This window comes from Thermalbibacter longus, assembly GCF_023806485.1.
GTDB classification, from domain to species: Bacteria; Chloroflexota; Chloroflexia; order Thermomicrobiales; family Thermomicrobiaceae; genus Thermalbibacter; species Thermalbibacter longus.
Genome location: NZ_JAMSLR010000006.1, coordinates 175,660 through 191,839, shown reverse-complemented (window position 1 = coordinate 191,839; position 16,180 = coordinate 175,660). Strand labels below are relative to the sequence as shown.

Genomic DNA, 16,180 nt, shown 5'->3' with positions numbered 1-16,180 from the left:
CGGGAACGTCCACTGGAAACGGTATTTCAAGTCCTGGGCCCCCTCGGCCATGCCCAGCTCTTCCGGCCAGACGGTGATGTTGCGCTGCTCGCCGGTGCGGTGGTTGTAGCGGATCAGCCGGCCGTTGCCCTCGCCGCTACCGATCGCCCCGCCGACCACGATATCGGGGTCGTCCGGTTTGACCGCGATGTAGCCGCTCTCCCCGCCGCCCGGCTCGTACCACTCGGTCAGGGTAATGGCGCCGTTGATCGACATGCTGGGCAGGCAGATCGCGGTGTTGTCCTGCTGGGAGCCATAGACGCGATAGGGGAAGCGGTTGTCTACGGTGACGTGGTACATCTGGGCGGTCGGCTGGTTGAACTGGGTCGACCAGGTACGCCCGCCGTCGAAGCTGACGCAGGCGCCGCCGTCGTTGCCGTTGATCATCCGCTGCGGATTTCGGGGGTCGATCCAGTGGTCGTGGTGGTCGCCGTGGGGCGTCGGTACCTCGGTAAAGGTGACCCCGCCGTCGATCGACTTCCAGAGCTTGAGATCGAGCACCCAGAGGGTGTCGGCGTCTTGCGGGTCGGCACAGAGGTGGTGGAAGTACCAGGCCCGCCAGCGCAGGTCGCCCTTGTCGCTCACGCGCTTCCAGGTGTCGCCGTAGTCGTCGGAGCGGAAGAGCGCGCCGTCTTCGGCCTCGACGATGGCCCAGACCCGTCCGGGCTTGGCCGCGGTCGTGGCCAGGCCGATCCGCCCGAGGATGCCCTGGGGAAGCTCCGGACGCCGGCTGATCTCCTCCCAGGTGTCGCCGCCGTCGAAGGAGCGGAAGAGCCCGCTCCCCGGCCCACCGCTGACGAGCTCCCATGGCCGGCGAACCGCCTGCCACAGCGCCGCGTACAGGATGCGGGGGTTGCTCGGATCCATGATCAGGTCGATGGCGCCGGTGTGCTCGTCGCGGTAGAGCACCTTCTCCCAGGTCGACCCACCGTCCTTCGAGCAGAAGACGCCGCGCTCCTCGTTGGGGCCGAAGGCGTGGCCGAGCGCGGCGACGTAGACAATGTCCGGGTTCTTGGGATGCACCCGTATCCGGGCGATATGGCGCGTATCGCGCAGCCCGACGTTCTTCCAGGTGCGGCCGCCGTCGGTCGACTTGTAGACGCCGTCGCCGTGGGAGACGTTGCCGCGGATGCAGGCTTCCCCTGTGCCTACGTAGATGACGTTGGGGTCAGCGTCGCTCACCGCGATCGCGCCGACGGCGGCGGTGCGGAAGTAGCCGTCCGAGATGTTCTCCCAGGTCACTCCGCCGTCGGTGGTCTTCCAGACGCCACCGGCGCAGGCGCCGAAGTAGAACGTCATCGGGTCGGTCGGGTGGCCCGCGACCGCGACGACCCGGCCGCCGCGGGGCGGGCCGATCAGGCGAAAGCGGAGCGCTCTCGCGAGTCCATCGATGCCTTGCTGGCTCATCCAAGTCCCTCCCTCGGCTCCTGAACCCTCACAGCCGCCCGATCTTCGCATACTCGGAGCGGGTACGGCCAGTGACGGAAGACGGATGACGGTGGCCCGGACGTATCGCTCGAAGCTCCGGCCGCCGGGCCCTGAGCATGCCGGGACAAAACGGGCGGTTCTGCCCCGGGCGACCAGGCGACCGAGGATGCGGGGCTACGCGCCATCCCGGGGTAGGCGGAGCTTCTCGGCCAGCACCGGGCTCCGGAACTCGCGCGCCAGCAAGTCCATGAACACGAGGTCGTAGCGCCGCTGGCCCACCCGCACTGCCTCGCGCAGCCGCCCGGCTTCCCGGAATCCAACGCGGTCGTAGACCTGCCGCGCGCGCTCGTTCATCGCGACGTAGCGCAGCCAGACCTGGTTGAGGCCCAGGACGGTGAAGGCATAGTCGACCAGCAGGCTCAGCGCCTCGGTCGCGTAGCCGCGGCCCCAGACCGAGCGCTCGCCGATGACGATGCCGACTTCAGACGTCCCGCTTTGAAAGTCGATCTCGTGGAGCCCGATGTTGCCGACCGGCCGGTCGTCGGGGCGCTCGTAGATCGTGAACATCTTCGAGCTGGTGTCCCGCCGGGCAGCGTCGAACCAGTCGAGCTCATCTTCTTCCGTCAACGGAACCCGGCGCAGGACGGTAAGCGTCACCACGACCTCCAGATCGTTCATCCAGCGCTGGTAGACGCGCGCCAGGTCGCGCCGGATCGGCCCCAGATACACCTTCTCCCCCGGGACGATCACGTCAGGTCGAGGTGGGATCTCCTCCATTGCTGGCTCCTCTCCACTGCCGGGCAGAGACGGCAACGGATGCGCGCAATGGTACACTTGAGCGGTTATGGTAGGCGAACGAAGACCGGGACGAGCATGGCCCGGTACTTCCCTCGATCGACGAGTCGGGCGATGGCGAAGATTCTGGTTGCCCTCTCCGGAGGGGTCGACAGCGCGGTCACCGCGCTGCTGCTCAAGGAGGCCGGCTGGGAGCCGGTCGGGATCCACCTGCGTCTCTTCGACAGCGATCCCGAGTCGCTGGCCGAGGGCGTCTGCTGCGGCGACCAGGCCGCGGCCGACGCCCGCATGGTGGCCGCCCAGCTCGACATTCCCTTCTACGTGCGCGACCTGCGCGACCTCTTCCGCGAGCACGTGGTCGAGCCGACGGTCGAGGGCTACGCCCGCGCCGAGACACCCAACCCGTGCGTCCTCTGCAACCACCAGGTGCGCATCCCCGAACTGCTGCGCCTGGCCGACAACCTCGGCATCCCAACGGTCGCGACCGGCCACTATGTTCGGAAGATCCGGCAGGGCGGCGAGTGGCGGCTCGCCGAGGCGCGCGACCCGCGCCGCGACCAGTCGTACGTCCTCTACCGGCTGACGCCCGGGCAGCTCGAGCGGCTCGAGTTTCCGATGGGCGAGCTGACGAAGGACCAGGCGAGAGCCCGCGCGCGGGCCGCCGGGCTCTTCGTCGCCGAGAAGGCGTCGTCGGTCGATCTCTGCTTCGCCAAGACGGCCGGCGGGATCGGCCGGATGGTGGCATCGATGCGGCCGGAGACGAGCCGACCTGGCCCGCTGGTCGACGAGGAGGGCCGGGTGGTCGGCGAGCACCCGGGCATCGCTTTCGTGACGGTCGGCCAGCGACGTGGCCTGCGCTGGCGCTCGACCACGCCGGAGCGCAAGTACGTGGCCGAGGTGGCGCCGGAGACGCGGGAAGTCAGAGTGGCCCCGCGCGCCCAGCTCGTTACCCGGGCCGTGCGCCTGGCCGACCCGGTCTGGCACGAGCCGCTACCGCCGGTAGCGGAGGCGCGCCTCCGCTACCAGGGGCCGCGCTTCCCAGTGCATACCGAGGGAGCGTGGGTGCGCTTCCTCGAGCCTGGCCCTCCGCTCGCCTGCGGCCAGGCGGTCGTGCTCTACGACGGCGACCGCGTGCTCGGGGGCGGTACCGCGGCCGAGGTCGTGCGCGGCGCCTCGGAGTCGGCGCCGGAGGCACAGCAGCCGCAAGCGCTGGCCGCCGCCGGCTCGCCGTCCTCTCCCTAAGCTCATACGTGCGCTGCTCATTTCCCTCACGTGGGCCGCACGCGCTGCCCCAGGCCGCCGCAGCGCTAGCGCCAGTCTCGCTCACGCGAGAGAGCCGTTCGCCTGGGGCGTGCAGCAGCATCTGGTAGTCGTGACCATCGGGGGATTGCCTGCTCCGCCGGAGTCGTGCATGCTTGCGTCGATCCTGTACGGACAGACTGCACGGACACCGGAGGAGACATGCCGTTCAAGCCTGGCGACCGCATCTGGATCGAGTACCCGCCCGAGCGCGGCGACATTGTGCACGACAGTGGCTGGCCGGCCGAAGATCGCTGCCGGCAGCGATTCTGGCACCAGGACGAGCACGGGCTACATCCCCTTGCGCCCGACGACGTCCGGCGGGCCACAGTGAAGCCGGACGAGCTGGTTATCGAGGTTGCCGAGCAGCGGGCCCGAGCCGAGCCGGATCGGGAGCGCGAGGCGGGCATGGCCAGCGGCACCGTGACCACGGTGGATTCCTGCTGACGTACGGCCCACGCGTTAGAGCTGGCACGAGACCGAGCAGCTCGGCCTGCTGAAGCAACTCGGGGTGATCCCGGCATTGGATCAGCCCGAATGACCGCCGTCCGGACTCACTCGCCGCCTCAGGTGAACCAACGAGCGCCAGCCGCGCACAGCACGGTGTCGCCGGCCCGGTGCGCGATGACCCGCCGCTTCGCCCCGGCAACCCTGCTGTCCTCGTGCGGCTCGTCGCTGGACCTCGCCGGCGGGCGGCCAGCTCACTCGCGCGCCGCGCCCCCGCGTTCCCAGACGCCGCTTCGGCCTCCGCTCTTGTGCTCCAGCCGGATCTCGCCGAGCACCATGCCGCGGTCGACCGCCTTGAGCATGTCGTAGATCGTCAGCGCGGCCACGGAGACAGCGGTTAGTGCCTCCATCTCCACCCCCGTCCTGCCCAGGGTCTCGACCCGCGCCTCGATCTCGATCACACTCCGGTCTTCGTCCGGGGTGAAGTCGACCTCGACCTTCGTCAACAAGATCGGGTGACAGAGCGGGATCAGCTCGTGGGTCTTCTTGGCCGCCATGATGCCGGCCACGCGCGCCACGCCGAGCACGTCGCCCTTGGCCGCCCGGCCCTCGATCACCAGGCGCAGCGTTTCCGGCAGCATCCGCACCTCGCCGCGCGCGATCGCCACCCGGTGCGTTTCCCCCTTGGCTCCGACATCGACCATCCGCGCCCGGCCCTGCTCGTCGAAGTGTGTCAGCTCAGCCATCGCGCTCCTCCTTGCTCGCGCCGTCGCCCGGGGACTGTGCGCCGCGCAGCCCTGAGCGGAGCCCGAGCCAGCGCCGGCGTCTCGGCCGCTCGTCGAGCGTGCCAGTTCGGCCGGTGTTGGTTACGATCACGCCCGCCAGGATGGTCAGGCCTCCGAGCACCAAGTAAAGCGTGATGCGCTCGCCGAGGAAAAGCCAGGAGCCGAGCACCCCGAAGACGGGCACGAGGTAGATGTAGACCGAGATCTGGGTGGGCGTCAGGTAGCGCAGCCCGCGATACCAGAAGGTGAAGGAGACGACCAGCGCGAACGCGCTCATCATCAGCGTGGCGAGCCACTGGGCCGGGGTGAAGCGCAGCACCGCCGGCACGATCTCCCGATCCAGCGCGACCAGCGGCAGTACCGGTAGCGAACCGAGGATCGTCACCAGGCCGGCGAACTGGCCCGGTGGGTAGCGCGCCAGCAGCGGCTTGCTCAGCACGGTGTAGAAGGCCCAGGCCAGCGGGCCGATCAGCGTGATCGCGACGCCGAGCGCGTTGCCGACGCTGAAGCGCGCCTCGGGCCCGCCGTAGAGCAGCACGACCAGCAGCCCCAGAAACGCGATCGCCACGCCAGCAAGCTTCCGCCGCGTCAGCGGCTCGCCGGTCAAGAGACGGGAGACGACGGCCGTGATGACTGGGTTGCCGGTGACGATCAGGCTGGCCACTGCGGCCGGGATCAACCGGGTGCCGAAGGCGATGGCGATCGTATTCACCGGGATGCCGAGCAGCGCTAGCAGGATCAGCAGCGGCCAATCGCGCCGCTCGACCTGCGGCAGGCCGTGCGCGAGCCAGAGCACGATGACGCCGAAGAGCGCGCTGGCGAAGGCCAGCCGCACTACGGTCACCTGCAACGGGTCGAGCGAGCGCAGCAGGTACTTGATCGAGACGAAGTTGGAGCCCCAGCTCACCGCCACGAGGAGAAGCGAGACGTGTGTGAGCAACAATTCTCGCCTAGGGATCCACGCGGCGGTCTCGGCGGGAGCCGGGCCACCGTCCTCCACCGCGGCCGGTGGGTCTGGCATCTCAGCCGAGCACATCCTCCAGCGCGCCGGCGACGGCTTCGAGCAGGAAGTCACACTCTTCCCGCGTGATGATCAGCGGCGGTGCCAGGACGATGCCCTCGGGCGTGCAGCGCGCGATCAGCCCGCGCGTGCGCGTCGCCTGCTCCAGCTTGGAGGCGAGCTGGAAGGACGGCTCGAACTTTGCCTTGGTCGCCTTATCGGCGACGAGCTCGACCAGCAGCATCAGGCCCTTGCCCCGCACGTTCCCCACGTAGGGCCGATCGAGCAGCTCGCTCAGCTCCGAGAGCAAGTAAGAGCCGGCCTCACGCGCGTTGTCGGGCAGGCGCTCCTCCTCGATGATTTGGAGGTTGCGCAGCGCCACCGCGCAGGCCACCGGATGGCCGGAGTAGGTGAAGCCGTGCATAAACATCCGGTCGACGCTGGAGAGGACATCGAAGATCTCATCGGTCACGCCGACGCCACCGAGCGGGAGATAGCCCGACGTGATCGCCTTGGCGAACGAGACGATGTCGGGGCTGAGCCCGTACTGCTGCATGCCGAACATCGTGCCGGTACGACCGAAGCCAGTGATGACCTCGTCGAGGATCAGCAGGATACCGTGTCGCTCGAGTACCTCGGCGATCGCTGGCCAGTACCCCTCGGGCGGCACCACCACGCCGCCGGCGCCCTGTACCGGCTCGCCGATGAAGGCGGCAATGGTCTCGGGCCCTTCGCGCTCGATCGTCTCCTCCAGCTCGCGCACCAGCGCCGCCACGAACTCGGCTTCGGTCATCCCCTCGCCGGCGCGGTAGTAGTAGGGCGCGGTCAGGTGGATGAAGCCAGGCGGGCGCGGGCCGAAGCCCTCCCAGTAGGCCGGCACGCCGGTCGCTGAGAGCGCGCCCATCGCGATGCCGTGGTAGGCCATCTGCCGGCTCAGGATCTTCACCCGTTCCGGCTGGCCCTTGAGCCACCAGTAGTAGCGGGCGATCTTGATCGCCGTCTCGTTCGACTCCGCCCCGCCGGAGGTGAACTGGAAGTGGTTGATCGGGTCAGGGAAGAGCTCGGCCAGCCGGGCCGCCAGCTCGATGGTCGGGGGGCTCGTCAGGCCGAAGAAGGTGGGCACGAAGGCGACCTCTTCCATCTGGGCCCGCGCCGCCTCGGCCAGCTCCCGCCGGCCATGGCCCACGTTCACGTTCCAGAGCCCGGCGAACCCGTCGAGATAGCGGTTGCCCTCGGCATCCCACAGCCAGGCTCCCTCGCCGCGCACCAGAACCAGCGGCCCCTGCTGCCGCAACCGGTAGAGATTCGAGAGCGGGTGCAAGTGATGCGCCTGGTCCTTCCGGATCAGCTCGGCTGCGTTCCACGTCCTCGTCTGCATATGTCCTCCCCGAGCGGTCGCTCCATCGCCATGCCCTGATTGTCCGCCAGTGAACCCGATCCGTCCAGGTCGAGGCAGCTCGAGCGCATTGCATATCGCTCTCGCGCCTCATGCGAAGGAACTCCCTCTCCACGACCGGCGTCTGAGAAGTGGGGGGCCAAACGGCCCGGCATCGCGCAGATCCCAGAGGCGATGGTTCCCTTGCGCGATGGTGCCCCGGCATCGTCACGGATCGTGTACGGTTGAGAAAGATTGGACACTGGCAATGGTCGAGCGTGGTGATCGTCGGACTCGCAGAGCGCTCTGGGTCTTGAGCGTGGTTGTCCTCGCGGTGCTGGCCGTGGCGGTGGCCGGCGTGCTCGCCGCGCAGGGACTGCCGACGAGTGGCGATGGAGATGGAGACGTGGGAAGCGATCCGTCGACAGGCGACGTGATCCGGGACCCTCTGCAGATCACGGATGCGCGGGTCGAGGTGGGTGAGGCCGGAGCGGTCGCGCTCCGGGTCGCCGGGATCATCCCGGATGCCTGCACCCGGGCACTGCTACCGCAGGTCGCCCGGCAGGGCCAGCAGTTCACGGTGACGATCCTCGGCGAGCGCCCGCGCGATACCATGTGCGCGCAGGTGACGTCGGAGTACGTGGAGACGATCGCGCTGGGGATGCTGGAGCCGGGCGAATACGAGATCGTCGTCAACGGGTTCGAGACCATCGCCCGGGTAGGGACGGGCGGCAGCCCCTCTCCAGCCGGCGAGCTGCTGATCCGGCAGATTCAGATCACCAGCGTCGACGTGCGCATCGCCGAGAGCTTCCCGCCGCAGGGCTACGCCGAGGTGAGCGGCGTCCTGGGCGATGGCTGCACCGAGGCGCTCGAGCCGATCGTGCAGCGCGACGGCGACGTGATCACCGTCACGATCCTGAGCCAGCGCCCGCGCGATGCCGTCTGTACCACGATCGCCAGAGAGTATCGCAAGACGGTGGCGCTGGGCGCGCTCGAACCCGGCCGGCAGTACAGGCTGCGCGTCAACGACTACGAGACGGTCTTCTCGGCATCGTGATGGTCAGCGGCCGCGGAACCGAGGCGCTCGGCCCTCGGCGAAGGCGCGCAGTCCCTCGCGGTAGTCGTCGGTGTCGTCCAGCGACGCTCGGAGTTGCTCGATGAGCCGCGCCGCTCGCTCCTGGTCGGCGTCGAAGGCGTGGCGCAGCGCAGCTTTAGCCGCCCGGACGGCCAGCGGCGCATTGCCGGCGATGAGTTCGAGGTACTCCGCAGCCACGCGCTCGAGCTCCTCCGGCGGCACGACGCGGTCGACCAGGCCGATGCGCAGGGCTTCGTCCGCGTCGACGACCCGGCCGCTGAGGATCAGGTCGGCTGCCCGAGCCGGGCCGACCAGCCGCGGAAGCCGGAGCATGCCCCCTGCGCCTGGGAAGATGCCCCGGCGCACCTCCGGGAAGCCGATGCGGGCGGTGGTGTCAGCGAAGCGGAGATCACAGGCGAGCGCCAGCTCGGCGCCGCCGGCCAGGCAGTAGCCTCGGATGAGCGCGAGCGACGGGACCGGCAGGCCGGCGACGGCCTCGGCCGCCTCGCGGATCAAGCGCGTGTGCTCGCGCAGCTCGTCCGGCGTCATGGCCAGGCGCTCGCGGAGATCGGCGCCGGTCGAGAAGGCACGCTCGCCCCCGCGAAGGAGCACGGCGCGGACGTCGTCGTCCGCAGCGACGGCCTCGGCTATCTCGCGCAGGTGCCTCGCAAGCTCCCGGTCGATGGCGTTGAGTGCCTGCGGGCGGTTGAGCGTGATGGTGGCGATTCCCTGCTCGATAGTGAGCAAAACCGGTGGCTGAGCGCTCACGTGTCTCCTGCCCGTCCCGTTGCCGGTTCGTCACCCGTATCGATTCCCGCTCACTGCGGAGGGTAGCTCTGCCCCGGAGAGGAACGCTCTCTCACGACGAGCACCCAAATTATGAAGCGAATCCAGATTAGTCAGGTCTCACGCTCGCCAGTGCTCGCGGCGGAAGCACAATAGCCTGGATTACGAAATGATGCTAAGACGTCGACTAGCGGCTTCGATGTCAGCCTTGAAGTCATCGAGGTGAGACATCGTATACAGCCCATCGATTTCCCCTCGCTCGAACAACGCCCACAATCGTTTCAGGTCGCTCTGACGCCGGCGCCACCCAACACCGTCGACGATCACGTAGACATACTGAGTCGGCCGCCTCACTTGAGCCATTCGCTCTACCTCCCGCACAGCGTCAGAGAGCTTGCTTCCAGTAGAGTCAAAACCCTTCGCAGCCCCAACGATCTGCGCCTGCGACCCTCCTGCGGGAATAGCGAAATCGCACGGCGCTGTCTCGGTTCTCCCTCTGAACATGGTTCGCATCTCATACTGGAAACCAAGATGACGCAGTACACCCTCGACGATGTCTTCGAGCGAACGGCCACTCGCGGTCGAACGTACTCCGCGCTGACGTGACCACAACAGGCGCTCCTTGAGCACGTGAGCGAGCGTCCACACACGTGTACGATCGGCAACGACCGCCGCAGTCAACCCATACTCCTGATCGAGAAAAGTAATGAGCTCTCTCGCCTGCCGCTGCGCGAGGCGATACCAGCCAGCAGTGCCGAAATGTATCTGCAGAGCGTTCTTAAGCTGTTCTAGTGTGAGACCAGCGCAGAGTGCTAGGAAAGGCACCCAGTTCGGATGTTTACGAATTAGTTCAGCAAGCTGGTCGATAGTCACCTCAGGTATCTTACGGATCGCTTCAGCAAAAGACTCTACACCCTCCTCAAGAGAGGTGTCGAGGACGCGGCTGTGGGGAGCAATGGGTCGCAACTGGCTGAGAAGATCATCGAAAGATTGCAACACGCTATGCCCCAATGATGAGGAATTCTCGAACCAGAGCACGATCTGGGCGCACGCGGTCATGTGTGCCGTAGTGGTACCGATGCTCTGCTTCAAAGACTTCAACGCGCGACTTGTAGCGCCGGAGCAACGAAATAAGAACCTCGAGATCTGGATAGCCATTACTGGAATAGGATAGGACAATGACAGATTCCGCAAATTTGTGAAACAGTTGATCAAATGCAGGAATAGCTGTTCTGCGATAAGAGAATGGCGTGTACTTCTTTTTGATCTTACGAACTTTACTTGATCTAAGGATCTCGTAACCATGCCAATAACAAGCAAGACCCTCTACAAAGTGGTATCGCTTAATATAACAATTATCATCGCTCCGCGGAACGTAGGGAGGATCGAGGTAGACCAGGTCATACTCGATCGGTAGATCGAAGACATCCATGCAGAGCGCACGGTGAGGTCGCCCGTCATCGTATGGCACTGAGCGCAACAGTTCCATCGATTCGATAAAGTGCTCTTGCAACGTTAGCCGAAGATCACGACGACCATCATGATACCGTGCCGCTTTGCCGTTCGCGACAGTGAAGACACCGCGAGGCTGGCGCTTCAATGCAGCTCGACACATTGCAGTGATCACGAGCGAGCGCTGGAACTCATCACCGATCAAGCCAAGATTTGCCCAGACGTTATCGAGGAACCTTAACTCCTCAGGGGTGAAGAAAATCCCCGAAAAGGTATCCTCGATAAAATGTGGAGCTTCATCATTCTCCCTAAGAAGCCGATCAAGGTCAGTAGTACCGAGCACTCTGCCCGGATTCGCTACGAGGGCATTTGCAATATGGTAGGCAAAGTGTAGATGGTCATTCGTTGTGACGGTTGCTCCCATCGCCTTCAGAAGATAGGCAACACATCCGCTCCCACTGAAAGCATCAAGGGCTGTATGGAACGGTATCGACGAGAATACCTCGTAAAGCCACGGAAGCAACCGATGCTTACTACCCATGAACCGAAACTGGGGATAACGCAAGGCGACACCCAGCGGATCGCGGTAGCTATCTACACGGAGCACAGCATCCGACTCGTTGCCCTCTCTCAGATGGGTCTCCTCCAGGCCAGGCAGTAAGATTTGGCGAGGAACCTCCACGCCAGAGATATATTCACGGATCGAGGGAGACCGCACTGCCATCCCTTTCGAGCCAAAGTCGATGCTCGCTGTACCGCTTGTTAATGAGGAGTATACTAGTCCGAACGCGTCTACTGCTCGGTCAGTCGTCGATCGAGTCTGAGTATTGCCGATGGATTACGCGATTGCAACCGTAATAGTGACCCTCTTCAACGCTACGAGGCAGAAGGTTCTCAATCTGGCTCAGCTCCTCCAGCACAGCTAGGAGCAGAGCTCGGCGATCGACCAGGTGGCCGGTCTCGGCCAGGATGCTGGTCGCCGACGGCAACGGGAGCTGCTCCGGGGGAACGTTCACGTTGATCCCGATGCCGATCAGCAGGTAATCGAGCCGCTGGCCTTCGATCCGGCTCTGCAGGAGGATGCCGGCGAGCTTCCGACCGTTGACCAGCAGGTCGTTCGGCTCCTTGATCACCACCCGCAGCCCGGTCAGGCGCGCGATGGCGTCCGCCACGCGCTCGGCCACCCGCACCGAGAGCAGCTCGTCCTGTACCAGCGCCAGCGGCGGCCGGCTGAGCACCGTGAAGAGCAGCGAGGTGCCATGCGGCGCGTCCCACCGCCGGCCGTGTCGTCCCCGGCCCTGCGTCTGCTCCTCAGCGACGACGACCAGCCCCGCTGGCTCGCCGGCGTCGGCGCGCTCGGCCGCCAGATCCATCGTCGAGGTGACCCGGTCGTGCCACTCGATTCGCCACACGGGCTACGACGCCTTCGCGCTCGCTGCCGGGCTGGCGTCCTCGGCCACCGGCGGCTTCACGATTCGCAGCTTGCGCACCCGGTGCCGGTCGACGCTCAGCACCTCGATGCGCAGCCCATCGATCTCGACGCGCTCGCCAGCCTGGGGAATATGGCCTAACCGGCGCTGCACCAGGCCACCGATCGTCGTCGTCTCCTCGTCCTCCAGGCGCACCTCGAAGATGTCCGACACCTCGTCCAGGCTGATCCGGCCGTCGACGATCGCCTCGTCGGCTCCCACTCGCTCGATCAGTGGCGACTCGGTGTCGTACTCGTCCTGGATCTCGCCGACGATCTCCTCCAGCACGTCCTCGATGGTCAGCAGACCGGCTGTGCCCCCGAACTCATCGACCACGATGGCCATGTGCACCCGCTGCTGCTGGAGATCGCGCAGCAGCTCGTCGACCCGCTTGGACTCGGGGACGAAGTAGGCCGGCCGCATCACCTCGACCGCGCTGACCTCCTTCGCCGACTCGCCGATGAAGCGGAGCAGATCCTTGATGTAGACGACGCCGACGATGCTGTCGATGCTGCCGCGGTAGACGGGAAGCCGGGAGTGGCCGGCTTGCCGGGCGATCTCGACGACCTCCGAGACCGGCGTGTCCGCCGGCACGGCCACCACGTCCATTCGCGGTACCATGATGTCGCGCGCCGTCGAGCGATCGAGTCGCAGGACCCGGCTGATGATCTGCTCCTCCTCGGCCTCTTGCTCGACGGCGGCCGTCGGCTCGGCATCGGCCACCGGGGCGAACTCGGCGACCGGAGCTGGCGCTCTCCGAGGCAGAACGAGCCCCAGCACCCGACGGATGATCCGGCTCAGCCAGAGCAGCGGCGCGGCGGTGGTCGCCAGCGCTGTGGCCAGCCGCTGCGCCCAGGCAGGGGGCGCGGCGAGGTCGGGCGGCAGCAGCAGATCGGGCAGCGCCCTCCCGAGCAGGGCAACGACCAAGATCAGCGCCGCCAGGCCAGCGAGGAACGCGTACTGGGGAGCCTCGCGTCGCAGGAGGTCAGCCAGAGCCAGGGCAAACAGCCCGGCACCCAGCAGCTCCACGGTCTGCACCCCAGCTCGCGCGGCCTGAAGCCGCTGCAGGTCGAGCCCATTCTGTCTCGGGTGCTCGGCAAAGAGGGTCAACAACTCGCGGAGAGAGCGGCGGCCGGGCAACGCGCAACTCGCTTCGGCAAGGGCGGCCAGCGCCAGTAGCAACGCTGCCACGACCATGACGCTCAGATCGAGCAAGACGGTACTACTCAAATCCTCTCAACTCCTGGGGCCTCACCACCGCTCGCGTCCTCCGGCGAGGGCTTTCGAGTGCCCCGTGCGGCGTGGACGACGGCAGGCGCGTCTCAGGTGAAGAGCGCGCTGATGCTGAGATCCTTATGGATCCGCATGATGGCCTCGGCGAGCAAGGGGGCCACCGTCAGGACCTCGACCTTCTCCGTCACCACGCCATCCGGCAATGGAATCGTATCGGTCACGAACACCTTCTCGATCGGCGAGCGTTCGATCCTCTCCAGCGCATGGTCGGCGAAGACGCCGTGAATCGTGGCCGCGTAGATGCGGCGAGCGCCGCGCTCCTGCAGCAACTCAGCCGCTTTGAGCAGCGTGCCGCCGGTCGAGACGATGTCGTCCACCACCACGACGTCCCGGCCTTCGACCTCCCCGACCATCTCCAGCATCTCGGCCGTTTCCAGACCGGTCCGCTTCTTGGAGATAATGGCCAGGCTGCCACCGGCGCGCCGGCGAAACTCGTCGGCGCGGGCGACCGCTCCGGCATCCGGGCTGACGACCACGAAATCCTGCCAGCCGAGCCGGCGGAAGTGCGCGGCTAGGATCGGGGTAGCCCGCAGGTGGTCCACCGGGATGTCGAAGAAGCCTTCGATGGCCGGCGCGTGCAGATCCAGCGTGAGCACTCGATCGGCTCCAGCGGTGGTGAGCAGGTTGGCCAGCAGCTTGGCGCTGATCGGCTCGCGCCCGGCGGTCTTCTTCTCCTGGCGAGCATAGGCATAGTAGGGAATCACGGCCGTGATCCGGGCGGCTGAGGCCCGCCGCACGGCGTCGAGCATGATCAGCAGCTCCATAATGTGCTGGTTCACCGGCGAGCAGAGCGATTGGATCACGAAGACGTCCGAGCCCCGGACATTCTCCTCCAGCTTCACCCGCGTCTCGCCGTCGCTCCAGGAACTGACCTCTGCCCGGCCCAGCGGCACCTCTAGCACGTTGGTGATCGCGCAGGCTAGCCGGGGATTGGAGTTCCCGGCAAAGATCTGCAGCCGTCCCTCCACCTGCTCACTCTCCCCGCACTTCTGGCCGGCGCCGGGCTCGCCGCGCCGCGATCGGTCGCGCCGGCACCCCGACGACCAGCCCCCCGGGCGGTACATCTCGATTCACCACGCTACCGGCGCCGGTACGCCCGCCCGGGCCAACCCGCACCGGCGCGATCAGCATCGTATCGCTGCCGACGAACGCGTCATCCTCGATGACCGTGCGGTGCTTCTCTACCCCGTCGAAGTTGCAGGTCACCGTACCGGCCCCGATGTTCACCCGCTCACCCAGTTCGGCATCGCCGATGTAGCTGAAGTGACCGATCCGCGTCTCCCGGCCCACCCGGGCATTCTTCAGCTCGGCGTAGTTACCGATATGCACGTCGTCGGCCACTCGAGTACCCGGTCGCAGGTGCGCATAGGGGCCGACGTGTACCCGGCTCCCCAGGATCGCCTCTTCGAGCACCGAGGCCAGCACCTCGCACTCCGGCCCGATCCGGCTGTCGCGCACGACCGCGTGCGGCCCGATCCGGCTCCCCTCGCCGATCCAGCTCTGCCCGCTGATGATCGTGAACGGCTCGATGCGCGCGTCCGGCTCGATCTCCACCGTCGCGTCGATGAACGTCGTGCTCGGGTCGACGATCGCCACCCCGGCGCGCATCAGCCGCTCGGCCACTCGGCTCCGGACGATCGCCTCAGCCCGGGCCAGATCGAGCCGGTCATTGACGCCCAGCGCCGTCTCCGGAGACGCCGGCACGGTGATCGCCGGCTCTGCTGACCAGGGCGTGCGCGCGGCCAGCTCGACCAGCCAGGTGTGGTAGTACTCGCCGGAGGGGCTGCGCTCCAGCCGCGGTAGTGCCTCCTCGAGCCAGCGCCGGTCATAACAGGTGGCACCGCTCACGACCTCGACCGGGCCCCGGTAGCTCGTCGTGTCCTCTCGGGCCTCCACCACGCCGACCACCCGGCCATCCTGGCGACGGATACGACCGTAGGCAGCCGGGTCTTCGAGCACAGTCGTCAGTACGGCCACAGCAGGGCAACGCTCCTCAACCTCGCTGAGGAGCCGCCGCAGGTCGGCAGGAGTCAGCAACGGGTGATCGCCGAAGAGGAGGAGCACCCGGTGGATGCCCGGAGCGAGCAGCGGGAGTGCCTGCACCAGGGCGTGGCCGGTACCCAGTGGCTGCTCCTGCCAGGCGACCTGCCACCCGGGCGGCAAGATCTCCAGCACAGCGCGCTTCGCTGGGTTGAGAACCACGATTCGTTGCGCCGGCTCGATTGCCTCGGCAACCTCGAGAACGTAGCTGAGGAGCGGCCGGCCGGCCAGGGGCTGAAGCTCCTTTGCCGTTCTCGACCGCATGCGCGTGCCCAGACCGCCGGCCAGGACCACCACGGCCAGCGTAGGGTGTGCTGAGTCTGTCGGTTCGTCAGGTCTCACGTTCGCTCTTCGAGCCGGCCAGAGAGCAGGCTGACCGGCGCTCCCGACGTACCACCAGGCTGGCGGGCCAGGATTCGAACCTGGAACAAGGGCTCCAAAGGCCCCTGTGATACCGTTTCACCACCCGCCACCGGGCACGTGCGCCTTAAGCGTACCGGGAGATCGGCCTCCGTGTCAAGCTGTCGCTCGGCCGTGCTATTGACAGTATCTGCTCTCGTGGTATCATCAGGCACGAGGCTATGATTCAGTTGAATGGCATAACTATGGAGAAATTGCACCACGGCAAGGCGAAGCCGGGCGCGTCCGAACCACAACCGGGACCGCGCGGAGCTGGTTACGACGCGACCTGATGGCCGGCGCGAGAGCAATGCCAATGGACGGCAGACCAGATATCGCCTCATCGCAGTCTTGTTCTCGGTTCCCGCTACCGATCGCGGAGCTCATACCCTTCAGGACCGTCGTAGCCCTCACCGCCGATCACCGGCGCCTCGCACCTCGCCGCTTGCGATTGGACCGCGTCTTCTCGGCATTCCCCAGGGGTGTCGCGGACGTGTC

Annotated in this window: 15 protein-coding genes and 1 tRNA gene; 3 read left to right on the top strand and 13 right to left on the bottom strand. The window is 66.6% G+C overall.

What is annotated here, in order from left to right; translation table 11 throughout:
• Positions 1-1,446, bottom strand: a 1,446-nt coding sequence (locus NET02_RS10395; protein ID WP_430981079.1) for a WD40/YVTN/BNR-like repeat-containing protein, incomplete at its 3' end; no start/stop codon positions are given.
• A 195-nt stretch (positions 1,447-1,641) separates the two neighbouring features.
• Positions 1,642-2,244 carry a GNAT family N-acetyltransferase gene (locus NET02_RS10390; protein ID WP_284057341.1) on the bottom strand — a complete coding sequence of 201 codons (603 nt, stop codon included), beginning with the start codon at positions 2,242-2,244 and terminating at the stop codon, positions 1,642-1,644.
• 132 nt (positions 2,245-2,376) lie between these two features.
• On the opposite strand from NET02_RS10390, the gene mnmA reads away from it, so the two are divergent.
• Positions 2,377-3,504, top strand: a complete 1,128-nt coding sequence (gene mnmA, locus NET02_RS10385; RefSeq protein ID WP_284057340.1) for a tRNA 2-thiouridine(34) synthase MnmA — start codon at positions 2,377-2,379, stop codon at positions 3,502-3,504.
• A gap of 219 nt (positions 3,505-3,723) precedes the next feature.
• On the top strand, positions 3,724-4,008 hold the full coding sequence (locus NET02_RS10380; RefSeq protein ID WP_284057339.1) for a hypothetical protein: 285 nt from the start codon (positions 3,724-3,726) through the stop codon (positions 4,006-4,008).
• A 254-nt stretch (positions 4,009-4,262) separates the two neighbouring features.
• On the opposite strand, the gene moaC is transcribed toward NET02_RS10380, so the two are convergent.
• Genes moaC through NET02_RS10365 form a run of 3 tightly spaced genes read right to left on the bottom strand, consistent with a single transcriptional unit; the run spans position 4,263 to position 7,171 of the window.
• A complete protein-coding gene (gene moaC / locus NET02_RS10375) occupies positions 4,263-4,754 on the bottom strand; it encodes a cyclic pyranopterin monophosphate synthase MoaC (protein ID WP_284057338.1) in 492 nt (163 codons plus the stop codon).
• Positions 4,747-5,814, bottom strand: coding sequence for a DMT family transporter (locus NET02_RS10370; RefSeq protein WP_284057337.1), 1,068 nt, complete (start codon positions 5,812-5,814; stop codon positions 4,747-4,749). The genes moaC and NET02_RS10370 overlap by 8 nt, the downstream gene beginning before the upstream one ends.
• 1 nt (position 5,815) lies before the next feature.
• Positions 5,816-7,171, bottom strand: a complete 1,356-nt coding sequence (locus tag NET02_RS10365; protein ID WP_284057336.1) for an aminotransferase family protein — start codon at positions 7,169-7,171, stop codon at positions 5,816-5,818.
• 316 nt (positions 7,172-7,487) lie between these two features.
• Between NET02_RS10365 and NET02_RS10360 the strand changes: the two genes are divergently transcribed.
• Positions 7,488-8,225: a hypothetical protein gene (locus NET02_RS10360; RefSeq protein ID WP_488624069.1), complete on the top strand. Its 738-nt coding sequence runs from the start codon at positions 7,488-7,490 to the stop codon at positions 8,223-8,225.
• A gap of 3 nt (positions 8,226-8,228) precedes the next feature.
• On the opposite strand, the gene NET02_RS10355 is transcribed toward NET02_RS10360, so the two are convergent.
• From NET02_RS10355 to NET02_RS10320, 8 genes are all read right to left on the bottom strand, one after another.
• Positions 8,229-9,011, bottom strand: a complete 783-nt coding sequence (locus NET02_RS10355) for an enoyl-CoA hydratase/isomerase family protein (RefSeq protein WP_284057334.1) — start codon at positions 9,009-9,011, stop codon at positions 8,229-8,231.
• 180 nt (positions 9,012-9,191) lie between these two features.
• Positions 9,192-10,028: a hypothetical protein gene (locus NET02_RS10350; protein ID WP_284057333.1), complete on the bottom strand. Its 837-nt coding sequence runs from the start codon at positions 10,026-10,028 to the stop codon at positions 9,192-9,194.
• Between the two features lies 1 nt (position 10,029).
• The gene (locus NET02_RS10345) at positions 10,030-11,088 is read right to left on the bottom strand and encodes a DNA adenine methylase (protein ID WP_284057332.1); all 1,059 of its coding nucleotides are present in this window, start codon (positions 11,086-11,088) and stop codon (positions 10,030-10,032) included.
• A 196-nt stretch (positions 11,089-11,284) separates the two neighbouring features.
• Positions 11,285-11,893 (bottom strand): biotin--[acetyl-CoA-carboxylase] ligase, encoded by a 609-nt coding sequence (locus NET02_RS10340; RefSeq protein WP_284057331.1) that lies wholly within the window; start codon positions 11,891-11,893, stop codon positions 11,285-11,287.
• Between the two features lie 3 nt (positions 11,894-11,896).
• Entirely contained in the window at positions 11,897-13,180 is a 1,284-nt protein-coding gene (locus NET02_RS10335) for a hemolysin family protein (RefSeq protein WP_284057330.1), read from the bottom strand.
• 92 nt (positions 13,181-13,272) lie between these two features.
• Positions 13,273-14,211, bottom strand: coding sequence for a ribose-phosphate diphosphokinase (locus NET02_RS10330; protein ID WP_284057329.1), 939 nt, complete (start codon positions 14,209-14,211; stop codon positions 13,273-13,275).
• Between the two features lie 4 nt (positions 14,212-14,215).
• Positions 14,216-15,625 (bottom strand): bifunctional UDP-N-acetylglucosamine diphosphorylase/glucosamine-1-phosphate N-acetyltransferase GlmU, encoded by a 1,410-nt coding sequence (glmU, locus tag NET02_RS10325; RefSeq protein WP_284057328.1) that lies wholly within the window; start codon positions 15,623-15,625, stop codon positions 14,216-14,218.
• A gap of 59 nt (positions 15,626-15,684) precedes the next feature.
• Positions 15,685-15,755: transfer RNA gene (locus NET02_RS10320), tRNA-Gln, on the bottom strand.
• Positions 15,756-16,180: the final 425 nt, after the last annotated feature.